Origin of the sequence: Marinomonas spartinae (assembly GCF_900089775.1) — a bacterium.
GTDB classification, from domain to species: domain Bacteria; phylum Pseudomonadota; class Gammaproteobacteria; order Pseudomonadales; family Marinomonadaceae; genus Marinomonas; species Marinomonas spartinae.
Map to the genome: position 1 here is coordinate 756,082 of NZ_FLOB01000002.1, position 22,894 is coordinate 778,975.

A 22,894-nucleotide genomic window follows, 5' to 3' on the forward strand; every position below is an offset into this window, starting at 1 on the left:
TTGAATTAATTTTGGAGTTATATCATGGCGTTAGAACGCACTCTATCTATCATCAAGCCAGATGCGGTTGCGAAAAACGTAATCGGTGAAATCTACACTCGTTTTGAGCGTGCTGGTCTTAAAATTGTTGAAGCGAAAATGGTTCAACTAGACGACGAATTGGCCGGTGGTTTTTACGCTGAGCACAAAGAGCGTCCTTTCTATAAAGATTTGGTTGCGTTCATGACATCTGGTCCTGTTGTTGTATCCGTTCTTGAAGGTGAAAATGCCGTACTTCGTCACCGTGAACTAATGGGAGCGACGAATCCTAAAGAAGCCGCTGCTGGTACTTTGCGTGCAGATTACGCAGAATCTATCGATGCAAATGCGGTTCACGGTTCTGACTCTGTAGAATCAGCGGCTCGTGAAGTTGCTTACTTCTTCGGTAAGTAATTGATCGCTTGCCCGATCTGATTGCTTAAAGCGGGCATTAGCCCGCTTTTTTACAGATTTACAGAGGCTTCTGAAAAGCGTTTTCTTTTCAGAAGCTTTTTTCGTTTACACTAAATGCTATTCGTAGCAAGCGATATTTATTATGACTGACACCAAAAAAGTAAACCTATTAGGTTTATCCCCTGAAAAATTGATTGCCTTCTTTGAGTCTATCGGTGAGAAGAAGTTTCGTGCGACTCAAGTGATGAAGTGGATTCATCAAAAGGGGGCGGAAAACTTCGAAGAGATGACGGATGTCAGTAAAGCATTACGTGCGAAACTGGAAACGATTTGCGAGATTCGGGCGCCTGAAGTCGTTTCGCAAAATATTTCTAGCGATGGTACCCGTAAATGGATCATTCGTACCGAAGGCGGCAAGAATGATTGTGTTGAGACGGTGCTTATTCCCGATGGGGATCGAGCAACGTTATGTGTGTCTTCCCAGGTAGGTTGTTCTTTGGATTGCAGTTTTTGTTCTACTGGCAAGCAAGGTTTTAATCGTAATTTGACACCAGCTGAGATCATTGGTCAGGTTTGGATTGCGATAAAATCTTTTGGCCCGATGGATCCTAATGGCCCTCGTCGTGTGACTAACGTGGTCATGATGGGGATGGGGGAACCTCTGATGAACTTTGAGCCTGTTGTTGATGCGATGATCTTGATGATGCACGATAACGCTTATGGGCTATCGAAGCGCCGTGTGACCTTGAGCACTTCCGGTGTGGTACCTAAAATCTACGAGTTAGTTAAACGTACCGATGTATCGTTGGCGATTTCTCTGCATGCGCCGAACGATGCTCTGCGTAATGAACTGGTGCCAATCAATAAAAAGTATCCCATTGCGCAATTGTTGGAGGCGTGCCAGCATTATTTGGCCAATTTGCCAGATAAGCGCCATATCACCATCGAATATACTTTGATGTCTGGGGTGAATGATAATGAAGAGCAGGCCTATGAATTGGCGGCTTTATTGGAAGAGTTGGAATGTAAGGTTAACTTGATTCCGTTTAACCCTTTCCCTCACTCTGGCTATGAAAAACCCTCTAATAACCGTACCCGTCGCTTTCAGAAAATTATGGCGGATGCGGGTTACACTGTGACAGTTAGAACTACCCGTGGCGATGATATTGATGCGGCATGTGGTCAACTGGTTGGAGACTTTCAGGATAAAACGCGCCGCAGTCAAAAATACATTGAGTTACGTGAAGTAAAGTAATGGGCTAAGGTGTTAGGTTGTTTCTTTTGAGAGACAACAGGTAAATGAATATCATTGTAGACAAGGATGTCTTAATGAAGATAATACGAGTGATCTGTCTTTTTTTGGTGTGTTGGGTGATGACTGGCTGTGCTTATCAGCGTACCGATAACCTACAGTCTGATATCTCGGATGAACGCCGATTGGATCTTGCACAAGCGCATATATTGTTAGGGCAGTTTGCGTTAAGCAAAGCTCAGCTCGACCAGGTGTCAAAAGCACATCAAGGTAGGAATTACTGGCGTTTGAGAAGTCTTTACTGGTTTAATGCTGGAAGAGAAAGCAAGGCGTTAGCTGAGCATGAGAAGGCCTTGTCTTTGTATCCAGACGATGACTTTATCTTAAATAACTACGGTGTTTTATTAGGTAAAGAAAATCATTGGCAAAAAGCGTGTCACGAGTTCAAAAAGGCCAGTTTAGGTGGTTATTCAGCTCGACAATCCGTGTGGATTAATTTGTCTCGGTGTGAGCTGCGTCAGTTTGACGTAAAATTATCTGAAAAGGACTTAGATAGAGCAAAAGAAATTGATGATTTGCCTCTGATAGGTTTGATGACAGAGCTTAATCTTGTTTTAATACGGGGTAACCTTAGTAAGGCTCGCCTAATTTTAAATAATATCCAGGCTGACACAAAACACGCTACCAATAGCGTGTATTTTGATGAATATAACTGTCTGTCGCGGCAAGTAATCGCACGCGAGACTGACCCTACAATTTATTCATCTGCGAGCACTTTGACCTGCCTGGATCGCTCAAGGTATTGATATGACAACTGAATTCAAAGCTGACGTTCCAAATGTAGAAAAGAGTCAAATTGACAAGCCTACTGTTGATATCAACATAGGTAATCGATTAAAAGCAAAGCGTGCTGAGCGTGGCTTTGATGAAAGGGAAGTGGCGACCGAGCTTAAGTTACCAATTGATCAAGTACGAGCGCTTGAGTCCAATAACTTTGCTTACTTCCGTTCTAAAACATTTGCACGGGGCTATTTGAAGGCCTACTGTCGTTTCCTTGAAATGGATCAGGCCGAAATATTAATTGCCTTCGATGCAATGCAGTCTGGTGCTGAAACGACTATTAAACCTGTAGATAAGGTTATTAACAAACAGACCAAGTTTGGGGATCCTATTGTCATGTTGGTCTCCGCCGTTATTATTGCTGTGTTGATTTTCTTAGCGGTTTGGTGGCCGAGCTTTTCGAGCAAAAATTCTGCTGCGATAGATAAAAATCCACCAGTGGCAAACTCTTCTCAAGCAAAAACATCACCTCCCTCGACAGTGTCTTCTCCAGTAGCAGATAGTACACCGCCAGCTCTTGATGCATTAAATGAGCAAGATGTGGACAGCGATACGGCCGCGAAGACTGGAGACACCGATATCTCGCAATCAAAAGCGGCAGCAGCAAGCGCTGCAGATGAGTCTACTGATGCAAAGGTTCACACTCAAAAAGACGATGGCGTGACTACGGGAATGTCTGCTGAAACCATTGCTTTGCTTGAAAACTCAGGGGTAAATGCGAAAAAGGTTGAGCAGGAAACAAAAGCTGTGGCGACAGCGGATCTATCACAACCCTCCGCTAATGGCGAACTTGCGAAGCCTGCACCGACCTATACTAATGATATTGAAGCCACCTTTGATGCCGATTGCTGGGTAGAAGTACGTGATAGTACTGGTAAGATTTTATACTCTGGCGTGAAAAACGCAGGAGATAAGTTGGATCTAACTGGCACGCCTCCGTACCGCGTTGTGTTGGGGTATGCGAGGGGCGTTTCCTCTTTTGATTATAAAGGTAAGTCTTTCGACTTTTCTTCTTATACACATAAAGACCTGGCTCGTTTTGAGCTCAAGTAGAGAATATTATGCATTTTGAATCGCCTATTAAGCGCCGTCAGTCTCGTCAGATTATGGTGGGTAATGTACCTGTTGGTGGTGGTGCCCCAATCAGTGTACAAAGTATGACTAATACAGAAACTTGCGATGTGGCAGCAACCGTTACACAGATCCGTGCGATTGCCGATGCTGGTGCAGACATTGTTCGTGTGTCCATTCCCTCTATGGATGCGGCAGAAGCGTTTAAGCACATTCGTGAGCAGGTATCCATTCCTTTAGTTGCTGACATTCATTTTGATTATAAAATTGCCTTGAAAGTCGCCGAATATGGTGTGGATTGCTTGCGTATTAATCCAGGTAATATTGGCAATAAAGATCGTATTCGTGCGGTGGTGGATTGTGCCCGTGATAAAAATATTCCCATTCGTATTGGTGTGAATGCTGGCTCATTAGAAAAAGATCTACAGAAAAAATACGGTGAACCAACAGCCGATGCCTTAGTTGAATCGGCTTTTCGTCAACTGCAATATTTTGATGAGCTGGATTTTCATGAGTACAAGCTCAGTTTAAAAGCGTCTGATGTCTTTATGACGGTTGCGGCTTACCGTAAGATTGCCGCACAAATTGATAACCCATTGCATTTAGGGATTACCGAAGCCGGTGGGTTACGCTCAGGAACGGTGAAATCCTCCATCGGTCTTGGTCTGCTTTTGATGGACGGTATTGGTGATACGCTGCGTGTTTCGTTAGCGGCTGATCCAGTGCAGGAAATTAAAGTCGGTTGGGATATGTTGCGCAGTCTTAAATTGCGTAATCGTGGCATTAACTTTATTGCTTGCCCAAGCTGCTCTCGGCAAAACTTTGATGTCATCAAAACGATGAATCAATTAGAGGAGCGCTTAGACGACGTTACTATTCCCATGGATGTGGCCGTGATTGGTTGTGTTGTTAACGGCCCCGGAGAGGCCAAAGAGGCTGATCTAGGTTTGGCTGGTGGCACACCGAATAATTTGGTTTATACCGATGGTAAGCCCAGTGGTAAAGTAAAAAATGAGACGCTTGTTGATGAATTAGAAAGAATGATTCGTCAGAAAGCTGTCGCAAAAGAACGTGAACTTGCAAATATTATCGCAAAAGATTAAGGAACCACCGTGGCTCGTAAAATTCAAGCACTCAGGGGAATGAATGATATTTTACCTGGTCAATCCTCTGTTTGGCAGTATTTAGAAAATGTTGTTGCCGATGTTGCTAAATCCTATGGTTATCAGCAAATCCGTTTTCCCATCGTAGAAAATACCGACCTCTTTAAACGTGGTGTAGGAGAAGCGACGGATATTGTTGAAAAAGAAATGTACACATTTGAAGACCGTAACGGTGAATCATTAACGTTACGTCCAGAAGGAACGGCTAGCTGCGTGCGTGCTGCGGATCAGGCTGGTCTCTTATTCAATCAGGTTCAGCGTCTGTGGTACACGGGCCCGATGTTCCGCTATGAACGACCACAGAAAGGTCGTTACCGCCAGTTTTATCAAATAGGACTGGAGTGTTTTGGCATGAGCAGTGCCGATATCGACGCGGAATTGATTGTTCTATTAGCCCGTTTATGGAAAAAACTAGGGTTGCTGGATCACGTGGAATTACAGCTCAATACCATTGGTGAGTCATCGGAGCGCGAGGCCTATAAAGCGGCGCTTGTGGAATATCTGACAGGCTTTAAAGATCAGTTGGATGAAGATAGCCAGCGTCGCCTATCCACTAATCCAATGCGTATTCTTGATTCGAAAGATGTTAATACGCAAGCCATATTAGACAAGGCACCAAGTCTAGAAGAGTTCATTGGTGAAGAATCGAGAGCGCATTTTGATCGTTTGCAGAGTTTGTTGACAGCCAATGGTGTGTCTTTTGTAATCAATCGCCGCTTGGTTCGAGGGTTAGACTACTACAGCAAAACGGTGTTTGAATGGGTGACAACGCATTTAGGGGCGCAAGCAACGGTCTGTGGTGGTGGCCGCTATGATGGTTTGGTGGAGCTCTTGGGCGGTAAGCCGACACCTGCCGTGGGTTTTGCTATGGGGATTGAGCGTTTAGTCTTATTGCTGGAAACCCTTGATTTGATCCCAGATGAAGCGAAACCATCGGTCGATCTATTTATTGTGAGCTTTGGAGAGGATGCCGAGGTGCGTTCTTTTGTGCTAGCGGAAGAGATTCGCTCACATACCAATGATCTTGTCGTGATGCGTCATTGTGGCGGTGGTAATTTTAAAAACCAAATGAAAAAGGCCAATAATTCTGGTGCACGCTTTACCGTTATCTTAGGTCAAGATGAAGTGGATCAAGGTATTTGCCAAATAAAAGATATGCAAACGGGTGAGCAGGAGACTTGTTCATTCGATTCAGTCGTTGCTTATGTTAATACAAAATTCTAATCGATAACCGTACCACGCCTGTTTGCGGCGTGTTGAATGAGGAATAGAAAGTGTCTGAGTTAAAGACTGAAGAAGAACAAATTGAAGCGTTTAAACAGTGGTGGAAAAAGTACGGCACGATTCTTCTGATTGCTGTTGTTGTTGTCGTTGGTGGGTATTTTGGCTGGCAAGCATGGCAACGTAGCCAAGCAACCCATATTAGTGAAGCATCTGCCTTATATCAGAATTTGCTTCAAGCATCTGGGGATTTATCTGATAAGGATAACCAAAAAACCGTTGCCTATATCTCTAATCAGCTTAAGAAAGATTACAGTGATACGGGATATGCCATGCTTGGCCAGCTTATTGCGGCGCGCTTAGAAGTCCATAATAAGGATTATGATAAAGCGATAAGTGATCTTGAAGCAGCGGCGAAAGCAACAGACGATGCTTCTTTTAAAGCCATTGCTTATGTGCGTATTGCTCGAGTGTTGGCTCAAAAGGCAGATTACTCTAAAGCGCTAGCGACTCTTGATAAGGTGACAGAGCCGCAATTTGTGGCACAACGAGAAGAAACGGCAGGCGATATTTACTTATTACAAGGTAAGCGCGATGAAGCGCGTGCCGCTTATGAAAAAGCTAGTAAGGCTTTGGGTAATAAAGTACAACATCCTTTGTTAGATATTAAACTTAGAGACTTGGTGAAAGGTTAATTATGAGTAAGTCACTTCTCGCGGGCGTAGTATTGGTGGCCTTGATGTTACAAGGTTGTTCTAGCTCGCTTCCTGCATTACCTGATCCTAAGCCCATTAAGAGTGAAGTGGATCTGCATAGTACCTGGCGGACTGGCGTGGATGGCAACTTTGGTGAATCCAGCGAGCGCTATAATATTGTAGCAAAAGACGGTTCGCTGTTTTTTGTGACCGATGAGGGTTCAGTTTATCAACTAGCGCAAAAAAATGGCGATGAATTGGAGCGTATTGACACCAAATACAAGCCAAGTGCAGGTGTGACAAAAGTTGGCGATAACATCTATTTTGGTACCTATCAAGCTCAGCTTGTGTCGGTCTCCCTAAAAGATAAGAAAGTAAACTGGACCAAAACTTTGAGTTCAGAAGTCTTATCAAGTCCGGCTTACGCTGATGGTAAATTGGCTGTACAAACAGGTGATGGCTGGTTAACCGTGATGGATGCGACAACGGGTGATGTTTTGTGGCGCGCGAAAGAGGATTTGCCAGCCTTGACTGTGCGTGGTACAAGTGCCCCCGTTATTGCAGATGGCAAAGTCATTGCAGGTTTTGCTGATGGCCGCGTAAAAGCTTATGACCTGAAAACAGGTAAAACGGATTGGGAGTATGCGGTTGGTACTCCTGAAGGTCGCTATGAAATAGAGCGATTATCTGATGTGGATGGTCGTTTGGTAGTAAAAGATGGTGTGGTCTATGCGATTGCTTACAATGGCACGCTTGCGGCCCTGTCACTCGAAACCGGACGTCCTATTTGGCAGCGTAGTATTTCAAGTGATGTTGGTGTGGCGCTTCGAAATAATTTGCTGGTCGTAGTAAGCCAAGATAGTACGGTCTATGGCTTAAATGCCAGCAATGGCTCAGAAATTTGGGTCAATAAGAACCTGAAAGATCGAGCTTTGATTACGCCTGAGTTTTTTAGAGATTATGTTGCTGTCATGGACAGAGGTGGCTACGTGCATTTGCTTGATCTGAAAAATGGCAAAGTGATCGCGCGGGACATTGCTCATGATGATGTGCCTTCGGGCAGTCGTATGGTGTCGGCTGATAAGCAATTGTTTATACTTACACCAGACTCTGATGTGACCGCATTAAGTTATTGAAGTCGGCTTCGACTTTTCTAACCTGCACATTTAAAGAGGCCGCCATGCCAATATAGGGATGGTGGCCGTTTTGTATTTTTATAGGTAATAAAATGATTCCAGTTATTGCATTGGTAGGTAGACCCAATGTTGGTAAGTCAACACTGTTTAATCGTCTGACGAAGACACGTGATGCTTTGGTAGCCGATTATCCGGGCTTAACACGTGACCGAAAATACGGTGATGGTAAAGTGGGCGAGCATGAGTTTATCGTCATTGATACGGGCGGCATTAGCGGTGACGAGCAGGGTATTGATGAAAAAATGGCTCGTCAGTCATTGTTGGCCATTGAGGAGGCCGATGCAGTTTTGTTTCTTGTTGATGGCCGCCATGGATTGAATCCGGCAGACGAGATGATTGCTAATCATTTGCGTCGTGCAAATAAACCGATTTATTTGGTCGTTAACAAAACGGATGGGATTAATGAGGATATTGCGCTAGCCGATTTTTATTCAATTGGTTTAGGGGAATTACATCCTATTGCCGCTGCTCATGGTAAAGGGGTTCATATCTTAATTGATAAAGTTATGTTGCCTTTTGCTGAGCAGGTTGCAGAGGCTAAAAATGATATCCAATTGTCTGCTCGTGGTATTCGTATCGGGGTCGTGGGCCGACCAAATGTAGGTAAGTCGACACTGGTTAATCGTATGTTGGGCGAGGATCGTGTGGTGGTTTACGATATGCCAGGTACGACTCGGGACAGTGTCTATATCCCTTATATTCGTAATGAAAAAGAGTACACCTTGATTGATACCGCTGGTGTGCGTCGTCGTAAACATGTGAAAGAAGCGGTAGAGAAATTCTCTATTGTGAAAACCTTGCAAGCGATTCAAGATGCGAATGTGGTTATTGTCGTCATTGATTCCCATGAAGATTTAGTTGAACAAGATCTTCACATGATTGGCTATGTGCTGGATGCTGGGCGTGGTGTGGTGATCGCTGTGAATAAGTGGGATGGCCTGACGAAAGATGAACGCGAGCACATAAAAAATGAAATTGAGCGTCGTTTGGGTTTTGTTCCTTATGCGAAAGTGCACTACATTTCCGCTTTGCACGGGACTGACGTCGGTAACTTATATGACACAATCGAAGCGACTTATGATTCTTGCTATGCGAAATGGTCAACGAATCGTTTAACTCGAATTTTAGAAGATGCTGTTGCAGAACATCAGCCACCATTGGTGAACAGCCGCCGTATTAAGTTACGTTATGCCCACCAAGGGGGATCCAATCCGCCGCGTATCATAGTGCATGGCAATCAGACCGATGCATTGCCTGGTAGCTATAAGCGTTATTTAGAAAATAAGTTTCGAACGGTGTTGAATATTACCGGTACTCCTATCTCGTTTGAGTTCAAGTCGGGTGACAACCCCTACGCGACGAAAAAGTAACATCAAGAGGAAGAGCGGTGAATGGTAAGCCGTATTTACTGTCTCTTACTTTTGATTTACGAAAAAAACCCTTGTGTTTATCAAGGGGTTTTTTTATGTTTAAAGTGTAGCTTTGTTACCGTTAGATCCTAGTAGGGTGCCGCCGTTGGTACTTATGGGATGTAGATGAGCATTTTGATATTGGTTTAATAAAGTATTGTAAAGCGTTGTCGTCAACATAGATTTCGCTGTGACAAAATGGTGAGCAAGGATGATAGCAAGCCATTCATAACAATAAGAAAGGAGAAGGTAATGGCTAATCGATTAAGCGTAGTGGAGGCCACTGCGAATAGTAATAGTGTTATATTTGATGTCCTGCCGTTTGCAAAACAGTATAAAATGGGCGTGATTCAATTAAATCGTCCAGAGTCGTTAAATTCCCTCACATTACCCATGATTCAGGCAATATACTCCCAACTAGAAGAGTGGGCGATGGATCAAACTGTCGTCGCTATTTGGTTGGAAGGTGCTGGCGCTAAGGCATTTTGTGCGGGCGGTAACGTGGTGGATGTCTATCGTAGTTTAGAAAAGGAAAGGGATACCTCGTATTGTGAACAGTTTTTTCGTGAAGAATACGCTCTTGATTATCTGTTACACCGTTTTTCGAAACCCGTTATCTGTTGGGGGAGTGGTTATGTGATGGGCGGCGGCATGGGGTTAATGATGGCCTCAAACTACCGTATTGTTACCGAAAAGAGTCGCTTGTCCATGCCGGAAATTAGCATCGGTTTGTACCCTGATGTTGGCGCAAGTTACTTTTTGAATCAGTTGGATGATGACGCCGTTGCACGTTTTTTGGCATTAACGGCTTATCAAGTTAATGCCACGGATGCTTGTGAGATTGGGCTAGCAACGCACTATTTAATGGAGCAGGACTGTGCCGAGTTGAAGCAACGATTAATGATGGCTCAAATGACGGATTTGAACCCTGAAAAAGTCACGTTAATTATTGAGCAGGCATTATTTACTTTGTCCCAGTCTGATGATTTACCTTTGCTCAAGCCTGAGTTGACTGCTCTATCTCCCACGGTTGTTAGTTTGATGACAGGCGATATCCATAATATTTATGCTTCCATGTTGTCTTATTCTCCAGAGTGTCCCGCCATGATAAAAGCCAAAAATACCTTTTTGACAGGCAGTCCTTTGTCAGCCCATATTATTGTGCAGCAACTTGAGTGGGCAAAACATCAAACCTTAGAGTCAGTTTTTGCACGAGAACTAGAACTGTCTGTGTCTTGCTGTAAGCAGGGCGATTTTTCCGAAGGCGTGAGAGCCTTATTAGTCGATAAAGATAAGCGCCCTAAGTGGCTGTATGGAAGAGTCTCAGATGTTCTTGAAGAAAAGGTTCAGATTCTCTTAGGTAATAAAAAATTAATCGACGTGATGGATGCCGAAGGGTAATCTTTTGGCCTGAAGGCGCTTTATTTTGCTAGGATGATTGCTCTTCTTGTTTTTGCTTTGCTTTGAAGTCATTAAGAGCAATTGTCAATGCATCGATAATGGTTTGGTTATCGATGTTGCTTTCTTCTAGCATCTCGATAAGATCGACAGCGAGCTTGATATGGGTGGGAGCATTGTCTAGTGACATTCTTTTTCCTATCTATTAATTGTCGTATTTGGCCTGTAAAAATAAAGAAGTGAACTTATAATAGTATGTGTCGCAAAGGTGTGTCCTTCTTTATTCAGGTATTGTCTAAGAATACAGGGGACAAGACAATGAAATCTGTGAGTACTCCGCGAGGTTGTTGTGATTACGAATGAGTTTTGGCTAGACCGTTGGCTAAATGGCCGGATAGGATTTCATCAGGAAGGAGTCAATGCTTGGTTGGTAGAGTACTGGCCGAGCCTGCCGAAAGGCAGTCATGTATTAGTGCCTTTATGTGGTAAGTCCAATGATATGATTTGGCTTGCTGAACAAGGCTATCAAGTAACGGGGATAGAGCTGTCACCGTTAGCGGTTGTGCAGTTCTTGGGTGATAATGATTTGCCTTATGAAACTCAACAGGTAGGAGATTTAAAAATCCATACCGTGATTGGACTACCTCTGCGTATTGTTGAAGGAGATTATTTCCTTTTTGACGAGAAAGATTTTGATGCCTGTTACGATCGTGCCGCCATGATTGCAATACCTGAAGAAATACGAGCGGACTATGTGGCGCATACAAAAGCACGCTTGTCCCCTAACGCCACGTTGTTGTTGGTCTCCACTAGGCATGGCGGTGGGGAAGAGGGGCCTCCATTTTCTGTAGAAGATGACAGTATTGTCACCATGTGGGGCGATGCGATTCAGAAAGTAGCATCGGAAGATTTGGTGCAAGCTAACCCACAATATAAAGAGCGTGGCTATGCTTTTTTTGAAGAGAGTGTTTGGCATATCTTACCGCAACAAAGCTAACGGCAAATGGCGTGAGTGATTAATAAATATTCTTTATATGGCTTTGGAGATTGACGCTGTTTACCTGAGTCGTTTTCTGGGATAATGCCGGAAAATTCACTTGATAAACGATGTCTTCATGATATGGCAACACCATTGTGTTGAATATTGACTAAGACCAAGAGCCGATAATGACCAAACGACATAAAACTGCCAAAGAGCTTTTCTCTTACCCTTTATATTGGGCAGAGTGCTATGGCATCTCGCCTTTTTTGCCAACCACACGAGAAGAAATGGACGCGCTTGGCTGGGACAGCTGCGATGTGATTATTGTCACAGGGGATGCTTATGTGGATCATCCTAGCTTTGGCATGGCAGTTTTGGGTCGTTTATTGGAGTCAAAAGGTTATCGAGTAGGGATTATAGACCAACCAGATTGGCGTAATACGGATGATTTTATGCGCCTTGGTCGACCGAATTTATACTTCGGGATTACTGCCGGTAACATGGACTCTATGATAAACCGCTATACGGCAGACCTTAAAGTTCGTAATGACGATGCTTATACGCCTTATGGTATGGGCGGTAAACGTCCTGATCGGGCTGTCATTGTTTACTCACAGCGTTGTAAGCAGGCTTTCCATGATGTGCCTGTGATGATTGGTGGTATTGAAGCCAGTTTGCGCCGCATTGCCCAATACGATTATTGGAGCAACGAGGTGCGCCGTTCTGTGTTGGTTGACTCCACGGCTGATATTCTGCTTTATGGTAACGCAGAGCGAGCCATGCTTGAGGTGACTCATCAAATGGCGATGGGTAAAACAATTGATGAACTTACCGATATTCGTGGTACGACCATTGTGCGTAATGCCCCTCCGGGTGGTTATACTGAGATTGATTCAACCCGAGTGGATTGGCCCGGTAAAGTAGAGAAAATCTATAGTCCTTACGAGTATATTCCAGAGGGAAAATGTCAGTCTAAAGACGAAGCAGACAGTGATGTAATGCCGATTCGCGTGATTCCTGCACCGCTCCGTCGAGGAGAGAAGTTAGCAATGGAGAAGACCTATATTCGTCTTCCTTCGTTTGAAAAAGTCTCTAAAGACCCCGTGTTGTATGCACATACATCACGTATTTTACATTTGGAATCGAACCCTCACAACGCTCGGGCTTTGGTACAAAAACACGGCAAAAAAGAGATATGGGTGAATCCACCACCGATTCCATTAGAAACCTCTGAAATGGACGGGGTATTTGATTTACCTTATGCACGCGTCCCGCATCCCAAGTATAAAAAAGCGCGTATTCCCGCTTATGATATGATCAAAACGTCGATCAATATCATGCGTGGCTGTTTCGGCGGCTGTACCTTTTGTTCGATTACGGAACATGAAGGTCGAGTGATTCAATCACGTTCACACGAGTCTATTTTAAAAGAAATTGACGACATCAAAGACAAGGTGCCGGGTTTCACGGGACATATTTCTGATCTAGGTGGACCCACGTCAAACATGTATACCTTGAATTGTAAGGATGACGAGATTCAAGCCTCCTGCCGTAAGTTGTCTTGTGTGTATCCAACGATTTGTTCTAATTTGAATACGGATCATAGTCCAACGACTCAGTTATATCGTAAAGCTCGAGCCGTTGAAGGGATTCATACCATATCGATTGCTTCTGGTTTACGTTATGACCTCGCCGTAGAAGACCCTGAGTATGTTCGAGAGCTTGTAACATATCACGTGGGGGGATTATTGAAAATTGCCCCTGAACATTCTGAGCAAGGTACGCTGTCTAAGATGATGAAGCCTGGGATGGGGACCTATGACCGCTTTAAGAAAATGTTTGATAAGTTCTCCAAAGAGGCTGGCAAGAAGCAGCATTTGATTCCCTATTTTATTGCGGCTCATCCCGGAAGTTCAGACGAAGATATGATGAATCTGGCAGTTTGGCTGAAAACTAATGATTTTAAACCTGATCAAGTACAAACCTTTTATCCTTCGCCCATGTCATTGGCCACTGCAATGTACCACTCTGGGAAAAACCCATTGAAGCCTGTGACCTACAAAAGTGAAGAAGTTTATACGCCGAAAGACTATAAGCAGCGGACGGTACAGAAAGGCTTTTTGCGATACCATGATCCCAGTAATTGGCAAGATTTACGTAATACCTTGATAAAAATGGGACGTGCCGATTTGATCGGCCACGGTGCGAATAAGTTGGTTCCAGCAGAAGATAAGGATAAGCAAGTACATCGTCGTCCAAAGAAAGCTAAAGTTGGCCAGGCGACAGGAGCCTCCCATAGCTCTAATCGCCCCACCATGGAAAAGAATGCCGCTACAGAAAAAGCGCGTCGTAAAAATGCCCATGGTGGAAAGCCATCTGGTTATCAAGCGGCGGGGGGCGTGGCTCAGTCTACGAAGCGTCGTAAACCCAAGGTGAAGTCACGTTAGATGGCTATGTTGCTAGCATGATAATAGAGACATCCAAGCTAATTAGTCTACATGGCTTCCTAGGGTGATGATTCGCGTGCCCTTAACAAAACTGTAGGGTCATGGGTCGTCTAATTTTTTATAGGGTTAAAGACGTCTAAGACGATTTGAGTGACAAGAACCTGCCTGAGTATAGAGTGAAGCTAGATTCTTTATAAGTAAGAGGTTTAATAAGCCGCTTGGTAAAATGAGTTTAGCAAGCGGCTTAACTAATTGTTGTTATCGGCGAAGGGAGCAAATGATCAGGAAAGCTGTTTGATTAAATGATGAAGACTTTGTTTGAATGTGGTTAATTCTTTATGGTCAAAGTTAGCAAACAGTGTACTCTGTTGTTGATCAGAAATCGCCCACAAGTGCTCTGCAGCATCGAAACCTTTTATTGTCAATTCAAAGCGCTCATTGATTAGTCCAAAGGATTTAAGGCTTTCAAGGGCATTCGTGACATCCCGAGATGGAATAGTAACAAGGTTATCTAGATCCTCTCTAGTAATGTTTTTAGCATCACTTAGTACCAATAAAATACGCGCTTCACCTGTGCTTAATCCAGTCGAAGACTGTTTAGGCAAGTAGTTCATTTGGACTTTTTGCAGCACCTTATGCATGAGATAAATCGTGCTGTCATGGAGTCTTGCTAGAGTTTCTCCTGATGCCACATTATTGGCAGCCGTTTTTGCTCCGGTAAATGACACAGCACCAGCATAGCTTCCTTGCACATAAAGCAGGGGCGCACGGCCGTGATTTTCAAAAGCGACGACTTTACCAATCATTATCCAATGATCTCCACCATCGACAACTTGGTATTTTTCACACTGAAAATTCGCTGCAGTGTTTGGCAATATAGGAGCGCCGCCAACGCCCGAAGTATATTCAATGTTGGCAAATTTATTGTCACTGGGTTTCGCAAAATTATTGGATAAGTCTATTTGATCAGCTGCTAGTATGTTGACAGCAAAGTGCTCTGATTGTTCAAAAATGGCATAGCTGCTGGAAGTTTTAACAATACTCCACAGAATAAGTGGCGGATCAAGTGACACAGAGTTAAAACTGTTCGCAGTGACACCGACTTGTTTTCCGTCGGATGATTTAGCCGTCATAACAGTAACGCCTGTCGCGAAATTGCCCAGACAGCGTCGGAATTCTTTAGGGTCAAAGCTCATAGTATTCTCTCTTATTATTATGCATGTATTTTGTTTTTAAAGGGGTCAGATCTCTTAATGTTTAAGGGATCTGACCTCTTTAAGGAGCCTTTAAAGTGAAATTATAGTAGTGATGGATCCGGCTCTAACCCCATGACTTCACGGCCGAGGATTTGAGCGCAAACGTCATAATCCGTGTAAGCATGTGAACCTGTCATATGAGCATCGCGGAATAAGCGTTGTGCTTCTTTATCCAATAGCCAGTTTGATGCACCAATAGCATTAAATAGTCTATCAACGGCTTCAATACACATTTTTGTCACGTAGGCTTGGTTTGTACGCCAATGGGCGAGAGTGTAACGATCAGGGTAGCGATGGGCTTTAGCGTATTCAGCATGCTCTTCCCATGTTTTTTCTAGGAAAGCACGAGCGGCAAGAATTTGGTGAGTCGACTCACCTGTACGAAGAATCGCTGGAATAGCGGCATGCACTTTTGCACCAGTGTAGGCTCGCACACGGTTGCTGGTTACTTCCTTGTAAACTTCGAGCATACGTTCTGCAATACCAAGAGAAATGGCCGAAAAGCCAGAGGCAAAATAAGGGCGGTAGGGTGAATAAAATAAATCACTGTCCGGATACAGGCCGTAACCTGCGGATTTGCCTTCCATCATATCTTTGGCTTTTTGAATGCAGTGTTCTGGAACATAGGCATCTCTAATTTGCAGCGTCTTTGTGCCAGAGCCTTTCATTGCCATCGCATTCCAATCGTCGTCGATGGTGTAATCGGTCGCGGGAATCACCGCAAAACAGTAATCTTTAGCCCCTTCTTGATTATCACGTAAGAAGCCAACAATCGCCCATTGGGCATGATCACAACCACTGCTCCACTTCATATCACCATTGAATAGGATGCCGCCTTCCGTTTCTTCATAGCGGCCAAATGGTGCAATACTGCTGCTTGCCAGTGCATCAGGGTCATTACCCCAAATCTCATCTTGTAGCTGCTTTGGGAACAAGGCAAGTTGATGGTTATGGGTACATAAAAGACTGAATGCCCAAGCGGTACTGGCACAAGCGCCCGCTAACGCAGCAATACAATCGCCAAATTCAGGAAGCGATATTTCATAGCCACCATAGGCTTTTGGTAAAAAGGCTTTATGTAAGCCAACTTTTTTAAGAAGGTCGATATTCTCAGATGGTACTTTTCTGAGTTCTTCTGTTTTTGTCGCATTTTTAGCGATGTCTGGTAGAACAGCTTGAAGGTCTTTTAATAAAGGATTAGCTCGTTTCATTATTTTTCTCTCTATTTTGTTTTTGTTTTGATTAGAACAGTATTAGACGGGAGCAAGGTTTAATGAATGTGCTTTTTTCACAAAAGTTAGGACTTTTCTAGAATGCGGTGCTTGCCTGTTTAGAAAAACACCAAGACGGATATCTCTTGAAATGGCAGGGTTTTCTTGACAATACCCTAAGTGAAATAGGTAGGCTCAGAAAATTAAGACACACTTTTTGATAGTCAAAATGCTTGGTGTGATCATCAGACGCTTTTTACGTTCAATATATCAAACCTACTTATTTCGCGTTATCAATGTGCTAATAAAACAGCTACTGCATAGTATGCCGCAACTTCCCATCATAATAAGTAAAATTTGTGGGGAGCCATCGAAAAGCAAGCTGGCGATGTAGCTGATCAGGCTCCCCATGGCAAATTGAACAGCAACCAATAACCCTGACGTGGTGCCGGCTTTATCAGGTAGTTGGGAGAATAGAATAGCCAAACTGTTAGCACCAATAGCCCCAGTAACCGATATATAAATCATGGTTGCAGCAATAAATAACGTCATAGGCACCTGAGTGAAAAAGTATGTATACCAGATCATTAGTGTTGCAGAGAAAGAAACAAATATCATGCAATAAAGAGCCGCTTTCACCGTGAAGCGTTTACTTAAATATGAATTCAGTAATGTGATCAGGATGATGGCGAATATATTGGCTGAAAAGAGCATAGCGTAGTGCTGCTTTGAAATATGGTAATGCTCTATGTAAATAAAAGAGGAGGTCGCAATAAAAGCAAACATACCTGCAAACGAGAACGCATTAGTCAGTGCGTATTGAACCACGAGTGGTGCCCGTAAGCAGATGAGATAGTTTTCCACATAATGAGTAATGTGAAAGGATTGCTTTTTCTTACTCTGTTCAGAAGGCAGAATCCAAATGCTGCTAAGTAGCGTGATAAGAGAGAATAAGGCTAGAACGTAAAAAATCCAACGCCAATCAAAATGCTCGACGATGGCGGCACCCAAAATAGGAGAAACGAGCATCACCATCATCGAAATGACATGCATATAAGAAAGAATAGATGCGGCTCTTTTTAGTTCAAATAGATCTCTCACCAGCGCCCTACCTAAGATAGAGGCTGCCGCACCACCTAGGGATTGTAAAAAACGATAGGCAATAAGACTTTCACCTGAGGCCGCAATAGAACAGCCAAAACTGCTTAAAAGGTAGCAGATAATGCCCACGATCAAGAGTTTTTTCCTACCTAATAAATCTGATAGAGGGCCAAAAAACAACATGCCTAATGCCATTCCTAATAGAAAAACGGTAATAGTTGTTTGAATGACTTGATTGCTGGTTCCTAAATCATTGGCGATGGTTGGCAAACTTGGTAAGTACATATCGATGGATAAAGGGCCAAATGCCACAAGGCAGCCAAGTAAGGGAATTAACAGTCTACTTTTTAACGAATTCATAAGTCTCGTTCTTATATTAAGATGATTAATTACAGTGGTTGCACAATCGATATCTTGGTGTTCACTGCCTCTTTAAATACCAATGGCTCTAACTACCTTGAATTGCCAAAAGGCGAGTGTTTATCAATCTACTTTAATTGCTTCAGTTTAAAATTAAGTTGACTCTGTTCTATGGTGTTTCCGAAATTCTGATGGGCTGATATTCGCATGTTTAATAAAGAAGCGAGAAAAATAAGAAGGATCTATGTAGCCCAGAGTGTAGGATATTTCAGTTAAGTTTTTGTTAGTATGAGTAAGTAGACGTTTAGCCTCCAAAAGAATCCGATTATTGATCATTTTCTTTGGGCTCGCCCCTGTTATTTTCTTGCACAGATAGTTTAACCGGCTTTCATTGATGTTCAATTGCTGGCAATAGAATTGAATTTGTTTTTCTTTAAGGAAGTATTTCTCAATAAGGGTACTGAACTCTCTAAAACAAAGAATCTCATTTTGACTGTGTTGCTTTTTGGGGTGTTCTTCACCAGACAGTCTTAACATATTGATAAAAATAAGTTTTACAATAGATTCGATGCTGTTTTGTTGATAGAGAGAAGAAGATGCCCATTCTGCTTTGAGCATCTTGAAAAGGTTTAATAGTTGTTCCCAATATATCTTATCTGTTTCTGACGCCTTTTGTTTATCAATACAGAAGGGCATCAGCAAGGATTCTTGATTGCTGTATTTGTTCAACTCAACCATAATTTTTTGCAGGTGGCTACTATGGATGGTAATCACATAACCTGGAGCGGTTGGCTCCGTTAAAAACGCATGAGGCGTCGCGGGTGGGGTGTAAAAAGCGGCACAGTCTTCAGCCTTGAACACGTTTTGATCGATATTAAAAAGCGTTTTACCGGATAGAATAAGGTGGATTTGACAATACTCGGCATGCAGATGCATAGGCATATCGCGGCCAAAAAAGTCTGCCATTCTACCCAGCACATCAAAATGAATGGTCGCATCCTGATAGGCTTTATCGTAGTCTTGACCAATATTTATATTTGGTATCCATTCTTTGTTCATGGTAAAGCATTCTTATTTTTATTAGTGAATGATTGCGGTTAAAAAAGGCCAGCCTATGAATTGTCATAGTGCTGGCAAAAATAGGAATGATCAAATTAGATCCGTTTTCTGAATGAAAATATGGGAGGATATAAACATTCAGATTACAAGCAGCAGACGCCTAATAGACGGATACTGTTGCCTCTTCTAGCGAGTTGGGCTCACCTTTGAACTCACTCACTAAAGCCTTGGTGCTATTCATCAGTAAGCCAGTATCACTACCAACGGCGACAAATAACGCTCCTAAAGATAAATAATGTTTTGCTTGCTTCTTGTCTGCCATCAAGATGCCGGGGGCTTTGCCAGCGGCTACAATCTTAGCAATACTTTCTTCAATAACCTTAACCACATCAGGGTGATTAGGTTGACCAATATAGCCAAGGGATGCACTGAGGTCCGCCGGACCAATAAATACGCCATCGACCCCTTCAACCGCCAGAATGTTGTCCAACTCTGCAACAGCTTGAACGGATTCAATTTGTACCAATACACAGATTTCGTCATTGGCGGTTTTTAGATAATCAGGCGTTCTATTGAACTGTGAAGCCCGTGCTAGAGCACTGCCAACGCCACGAATGCCTTCTGGAGGGTAGCGAGTGGCTTTGACAATTTGTTTGGCCTGTTCAGCACTGTCCACCATGGGAGCCAAAATGGTTTGCACACCAATATCTAAGATTTGCTTAATGGCCACATGATCTGCCCATGCAGGACGAACAATAGGATGGCTAGCAAAAGGGGCTATGGCTTGCATTTGGCCAACCATCGTTTGCAATGTGTTGGGGGCATGTTCGCCATCGATCAATAGCCAATCAAATCCAGCTGATGCAATCAGTTCTGCGGTGTAGTTATTGGCGAGCCCTAACCAGAGACCAATCTGTGCTTGACGTTCTTTTAGCGCGGCTTTAAAGGTGTTTTTTGGGGCAGACATTCATAACCTCCTAGGCAAAATGGCAAGAAACAGAACCCAATGGACCGTAGTCAACATTAAAGGTATCGCCTTTTCTTGCGGCAATGGGGCGTGTGAAAGAGCCGCCCAGAATAATCTGACCTGCTTCTAATTCCACATCAAATGGGGCCAGTTTATTGGCAAGCCAAGCGACACCATTAGCAGGGTGATTGAGCACGCCAGCCGCCACACCGGTTTCTTCTATGATGCCATTTCGTTGCATGATGGCGGCAGCCCAGCGTAAATCCATTTCATCCACTTTGATGGGACGGCCACCTAGAATGATGGCGGCGTTAGCAGCATTATCTGAAATCGTATCGAAAACTTTTCTTGGGCGTTTAGTCTCAGGATCGATAGATTGGCTGCGTGCGTCAATCAGCTCTAACGCTGGAACAACGTAGCCTGTGGCATCGTACACATCAAAAATCGTGCAGTTAGGCCCTTTCAGCGGTTTATCGAGAATGAAAGCCAATTCGACCTCGATACGAGGAACAATGAATTTGTCCGTGTCAATCTCACAGCCATCGTGATAGAGCATATCGTCCAATAGAGTGCCGTAATCCGGCTCATCAATTTGGGAGCTCATTTGCATGGCGCGAGAGGTTAAGCCAATTTTATGACCAATAATTTTACGGCCTTCATTGAGTTTGATCTGCACCCATTCGCGCTGGATGGCGTAGGCATCTTCAAAGGTGATGTCTGGGTAATCAAGGGAGATTTGACGAATCTGCTTGCGCTCTTTTTCCGCTTGGTTAAGGCGTTGTGCGCAGGAAGTAATAATATCTTTAGAAAGCATGTCTCTCCCCCTTATTGTTTATGAATCGTTTTTAGGTAGTCCGTTTCTGAAATGATGGTATTTTTTAGAACACCAACACCTTCTACTTCGGTCGTAATCACATCTCCTGGTTTTACATCGGCTAGACCTTCTGGCGTGCCGGTGAAAATCATATCGCCAGGCGATAGGGTCATGATGTCGCTTAGATAAGCGATTAACTGAGGGATGTTAAAAACCAAGTCTTTTGTATTGCCTTCTTGTTTGAGTTCGCCGTTGATATAGGTACGAAGAACCAAGTTGTGAGGGTCTTTGACCTCTTTCGCATCGACAAGGTAAGGACCGATTGGTGTACAGGTGTCACGGCTCTTAACGCGTAAGTTTGGACGGTAGTAGTTTTCCAAATAGTCACGAATGGCGTAATCGTTACCCACTGTGTACCCACCCACGTAATCCATCGCGTCGTCGACGGAAACGTTTTTGGCTTGTTTGCCAATGACAACCACCAGTTCACACTCATAGTGCATGTAATCCACATTGTCTGGTCGATAGGTGTGTTGGTTATGGCCGATCAAAGAGTTGTTGTTTTTTAAAAACACAAGCGGTTCATCCGGTGCTTTGAAGGACAGCTCGGCCGCATGGTCAGCGTAGTTAATGGCTAAAACGAAAATCTTTCCGTCACAAGGGGGCAGCCAAGTGAAGGAGCCTTCTTCAAGCACCTTGCCTTCTTGTGTAACGACTTGGTCTTTCTCGTTCACCGTGACATGCAAAGTTTCATGATTAAATAGTATACGAGCACTCTTCATGTCTTTTCCTACTCCATTTCCACTGGGTTGCTAAGTTGACCAATGCCGTCGATATCGATCATCACACTATCGCCAGGCTTGATTTCAAGCTCGGCAGAACGCAGTGGTGTTCCGGCAATGAGGATATCACCCGCCTCAAGGGTCATGAATCCGCTGATATAACTCACGATTTCTTCAACTGAATGGATGAGCTGGTTTGTGTTGGTTTCATGGACCTGCTGATCATTAATGACTGTGCGGATGGTGAGACTGTTAGGATTCTGGACCGATTCCTTGTCAATAATCCAAGGGCCAATAGGGCAAAAAGTATCACGACATTTGGCCTTGACGGCTGGGCGGTAAAACGACGTTTCCGCCAAGCTGACTTCGTTCACTACCGTAAACCCTTGAATCACATCAAGGGCGTTTTCTGTACTCACTCGTGTGGCGGTTTTCCCAATGACAATGCCTAATGCTGGGCCTGCATAAACAGGGCCTTTATCAGTCGGTACCTTGATCGGAGCGCCATAGCCTAGGTGCGTATTGTCTGTTTTGATATACAAAACAGGTGTTTTCGGTGGTTGCACATGGGGCTTCTCGTGAAAGCTTTTTTCAAGCGTTTGAACGAGGGCTTTATCATTGAGTGCCACGCCGATAACGCTGCCAGATGTCGGGGGAAGGAGTGCGTCGTCTAACGGGACCTCAACACGGGTTTGGGCCGTTTTTTCAATGGCGATATCGGATTCTTTTTGCCTAAAGTAAAACATTATGATTTTTGCCAAATGTAGTTAACATGTTAATCATATTTGCGTAAAAGAAAATCTTTGTCAACACCGAGGATCACTTTAATCGATGAATAGTTGGCGATCTTAATGTCACTGATGGCATCAAGGTTCTGGATCGAGTCCATTGCCTGTGCGTAACCATGTTTTTATTGCCAATTCCTATGTACTTCTTAGTCGTGTCATTCTCTCTCGCAAATTAATTTGCTTTCTTTCGCTGTGCGGGCTTGACACCTTATTGCTGTTAAGTTTAATTTATTTAACATGTTAATTAAATTGGGTGTGATAAAGAAAATACCTGATTTCTAGCTTGGAGAATGAAGACAATGATTAAGAACTTAATAAATGGTAAATGGGTTGAAAGTAAGGAGACGTTTCAAACCTTTAACCCTGCGACGGGAGAAGTGCTTGCCGAAGTGGCCCACGCGTCCGATACACAAGTAGCAGAAGCGGTCGCCGCTGCGAAAGCCGCATTTC

At 43.7% G+C, this 22,894-nt stretch carries 22 protein-coding genes; 13 read left to right on the forward strand and 9 right to left on the reverse strand.

Translation table 11 applies throughout. From position 1 onward, the window contains the following. Nucleotides 1–24: 24 nt before the first annotated feature. From ndk to MSP8886_RS07685, 10 genes are all read left to right on the forward strand, one after another. Nucleotides 25–432, forward strand: coding sequence for a nucleoside-diphosphate kinase (ndk, locus tag MSP8886_RS07640; RefSeq protein ID WP_067014352.1), 408 nt, complete (start codon nucleotides 25–27; stop codon nucleotides 430–432). A 142-nt stretch (nucleotides 433–574) separates the two neighbouring features. After that, nucleotides 575–1,687, forward strand: coding sequence for a dual-specificity RNA methyltransferase RlmN (rlmN, locus tag MSP8886_RS07645; RefSeq protein ID WP_217491180.1), 1,113 nt, complete (start codon nucleotides 575–577; stop codon nucleotides 1,685–1,687). A gap of 74 nt (nucleotides 1,688–1,761) precedes the next feature. After that, the gene (locus tag MSP8886_RS07650; protein WP_067014358.1) at nucleotides 1,762–2,490 is read left to right on the forward strand and encodes a hypothetical protein; all 729 of its coding nucleotides are present in this window, start codon (nucleotides 1,762–1,764) and stop codon (nucleotides 2,488–2,490) included. A gap of 1 nt (nucleotide 2,491) precedes the next feature. Beyond that, nucleotides 2,492–3,577 carry a RodZ domain-containing protein gene (locus MSP8886_RS07655; protein ID WP_245659052.1) on the forward strand — a complete coding sequence of 362 codons (1,086 nt, stop codon included), beginning with the start codon at nucleotides 2,492–2,494 and terminating at the stop codon, nucleotides 3,575–3,577. 8 nt (nucleotides 3,578–3,585) lie between these two features. Beyond that, a complete protein-coding gene (gene ispG / locus MSP8886_RS07660) occupies nucleotides 3,586–4,698 on the forward strand; it encodes a flavodoxin-dependent (E)-4-hydroxy-3-methylbut-2-enyl-diphosphate synthase (protein ID WP_067014363.1) in 1,113 nt (370 codons plus the stop codon). 9 nt (nucleotides 4,699–4,707) lie between these two features. Further along, complete coding sequence (hisS, locus tag MSP8886_RS07665) at nucleotides 4,708–5,982, forward strand: histidine--tRNA ligase (RefSeq protein WP_067014366.1); 1,275 nt, start codon at nucleotides 4,708–4,710, stop codon at nucleotides 5,980–5,982. Nucleotides 5,983–6,032: 50 nt separating this feature from the next. After that, on the forward strand, nucleotides 6,033–6,674 hold the full coding sequence (locus tag MSP8886_RS07670) for a YfgM family protein (RefSeq protein WP_067014369.1): 642 nt from the start codon (nucleotides 6,033–6,035) through the stop codon (nucleotides 6,672–6,674). Nucleotides 6,675–6,676: 2 nt separating this feature from the next. Continuing rightward, on the forward strand, nucleotides 6,677–7,810 hold the full coding sequence (gene bamB, locus MSP8886_RS07675; protein WP_067014372.1) for an outer membrane protein assembly factor BamB: 1,134 nt from the start codon (nucleotides 6,677–6,679) through the stop codon (nucleotides 7,808–7,810). Between the two features lie 92 nt (nucleotides 7,811–7,902). After that, the gene (gene der / locus MSP8886_RS07680; protein ID WP_067014375.1) at nucleotides 7,903–9,240 is read left to right on the forward strand and encodes a ribosome biogenesis GTPase Der; all 1,338 of its coding nucleotides are present in this window, start codon (nucleotides 7,903–7,905) and stop codon (nucleotides 9,238–9,240) included. A gap of 291 nt (nucleotides 9,241–9,531) precedes the next feature. Then, on the forward strand, nucleotides 9,532–10,680 hold the full coding sequence (locus MSP8886_RS07685) for an enoyl-CoA hydratase/isomerase family protein (RefSeq protein WP_067014378.1): 1,149 nt from the start codon (nucleotides 9,532–9,534) through the stop codon (nucleotides 10,678–10,680). Nucleotides 10,681–10,708: 28 nt separating this feature from the next. Here the strand turns inward: MSP8886_RS07685 and MSP8886_RS07690 are convergent, their stop codons facing one another. Continuing rightward, nucleotides 10,709–10,867 carry a DUF2496 domain-containing protein gene (locus MSP8886_RS07690; RefSeq protein ID WP_067014381.1) on the reverse strand — a complete coding sequence of 53 codons (159 nt, stop codon included), beginning with the start codon at nucleotides 10,865–10,867 and terminating at the stop codon, nucleotides 10,709–10,711. A gap of 159 nt (nucleotides 10,868–11,026) precedes the next feature. Here MSP8886_RS07690 and MSP8886_RS07695 point away from each other — a divergent pair, with 159 nt between their 5' ends. Together MSP8886_RS07695 and MSP8886_RS07700 are read left to right on the forward strand one after the other, a co-directional pair. Further along, entirely contained in the window at nucleotides 11,027–11,674 is a 648-nt protein-coding gene (locus MSP8886_RS07695) for a class I SAM-dependent methyltransferase (protein WP_067014384.1), read from the forward strand. A gap of 170 nt (nucleotides 11,675–11,844) precedes the next feature. Next, on the forward strand, nucleotides 11,845–14,106 hold the full coding sequence (locus MSP8886_RS07700; RefSeq protein WP_067014387.1) for a YgiQ family radical SAM protein: 2,262 nt from the start codon (nucleotides 11,845–11,847) through the stop codon (nucleotides 14,104–14,106). Between the two features lie 281 nt (nucleotides 14,107–14,387). Here the strand turns inward: MSP8886_RS07700 and MSP8886_RS07705 are convergent, their stop codons facing one another. The 8 genes from MSP8886_RS07705 to MSP8886_RS07740 all read right to left on the reverse strand — a co-directional run bounded on the left by MSP8886_RS07705 (nucleotide 14,388) and on the right by MSP8886_RS07740 (nucleotide 22,402). Next, nucleotides 14,388–15,302: a p-hydroxyphenylacetate 3-hydroxylase reductase component gene (locus MSP8886_RS07705; protein ID WP_067014390.1), complete on the reverse strand. Its 915-nt coding sequence runs from the start codon at nucleotides 15,300–15,302 to the stop codon at nucleotides 14,388–14,390. Between the two features lie 101 nt (nucleotides 15,303–15,403). Then, nucleotides 15,404–16,573, reverse strand: coding sequence for a p-hydroxyphenylacetate 3-hydroxylase oxygenase component (locus MSP8886_RS07710; protein ID WP_067014393.1), 1,170 nt, complete (start codon nucleotides 16,571–16,573; stop codon nucleotides 15,404–15,406). 276 nt (nucleotides 16,574–16,849) lie between these two features. Further along, nucleotides 16,850–18,034, reverse strand: a complete 1,185-nt coding sequence (locus MSP8886_RS07715) for a multidrug effflux MFS transporter (protein ID WP_067014396.1) — start codon at nucleotides 18,032–18,034, stop codon at nucleotides 16,850–16,852. A 153-nt stretch (nucleotides 18,035–18,187) separates the two neighbouring features. Beyond that, nucleotides 18,188–19,093: a helix-turn-helix domain-containing protein gene (locus MSP8886_RS07720; RefSeq protein WP_067014399.1), complete on the reverse strand. Its 906-nt coding sequence runs from the start codon at nucleotides 19,091–19,093 to the stop codon at nucleotides 18,188–18,190. 160 nt (nucleotides 19,094–19,253) lie between these two features. Further along, nucleotides 19,254–20,060 (reverse strand): 4-hydroxy-2-oxoheptanedioate aldolase, encoded by an 807-nt coding sequence (gene hpaI, locus MSP8886_RS07725; protein ID WP_067014403.1) that lies wholly within the window; start codon nucleotides 20,058–20,060, stop codon nucleotides 19,254–19,256. Nucleotides 20,061–20,070: 10 nt separating this feature from the next. Next, nucleotides 20,071–20,874 carry a 2-oxo-hept-4-ene-1,7-dioate hydratase gene (gene hpaH / locus MSP8886_RS07730; RefSeq protein WP_067014406.1) on the reverse strand — a complete coding sequence of 268 codons (804 nt, stop codon included), beginning with the start codon at nucleotides 20,872–20,874 and terminating at the stop codon, nucleotides 20,071–20,073. An 11-nt stretch (nucleotides 20,875–20,885) separates the two neighbouring features. Further along, entirely contained in the window at nucleotides 20,886–21,656 is a 771-nt protein-coding gene (locus MSP8886_RS07735; protein ID WP_067014409.1) for a fumarylacetoacetate hydrolase family protein, read from the reverse strand. 8 nt (nucleotides 21,657–21,664) lie between these two features. After that, on the reverse strand, nucleotides 21,665–22,402 hold the full coding sequence (locus tag MSP8886_RS07740; RefSeq protein ID WP_067014411.1) for a fumarylacetoacetate hydrolase family protein: 738 nt from the start codon (nucleotides 22,400–22,402) through the stop codon (nucleotides 21,665–21,667). Nucleotides 22,403–22,743: 341 nt separating this feature from the next. On the opposite strand from MSP8886_RS07740, the gene MSP8886_RS21880 reads away from it, so the two are divergent. Next, a partial coding sequence (locus MSP8886_RS21880; RefSeq protein WP_139063105.1) for an aldehyde dehydrogenase family protein occupies nucleotides 22,744–22,894 on the forward strand: 151 nt, incomplete at its 3' end.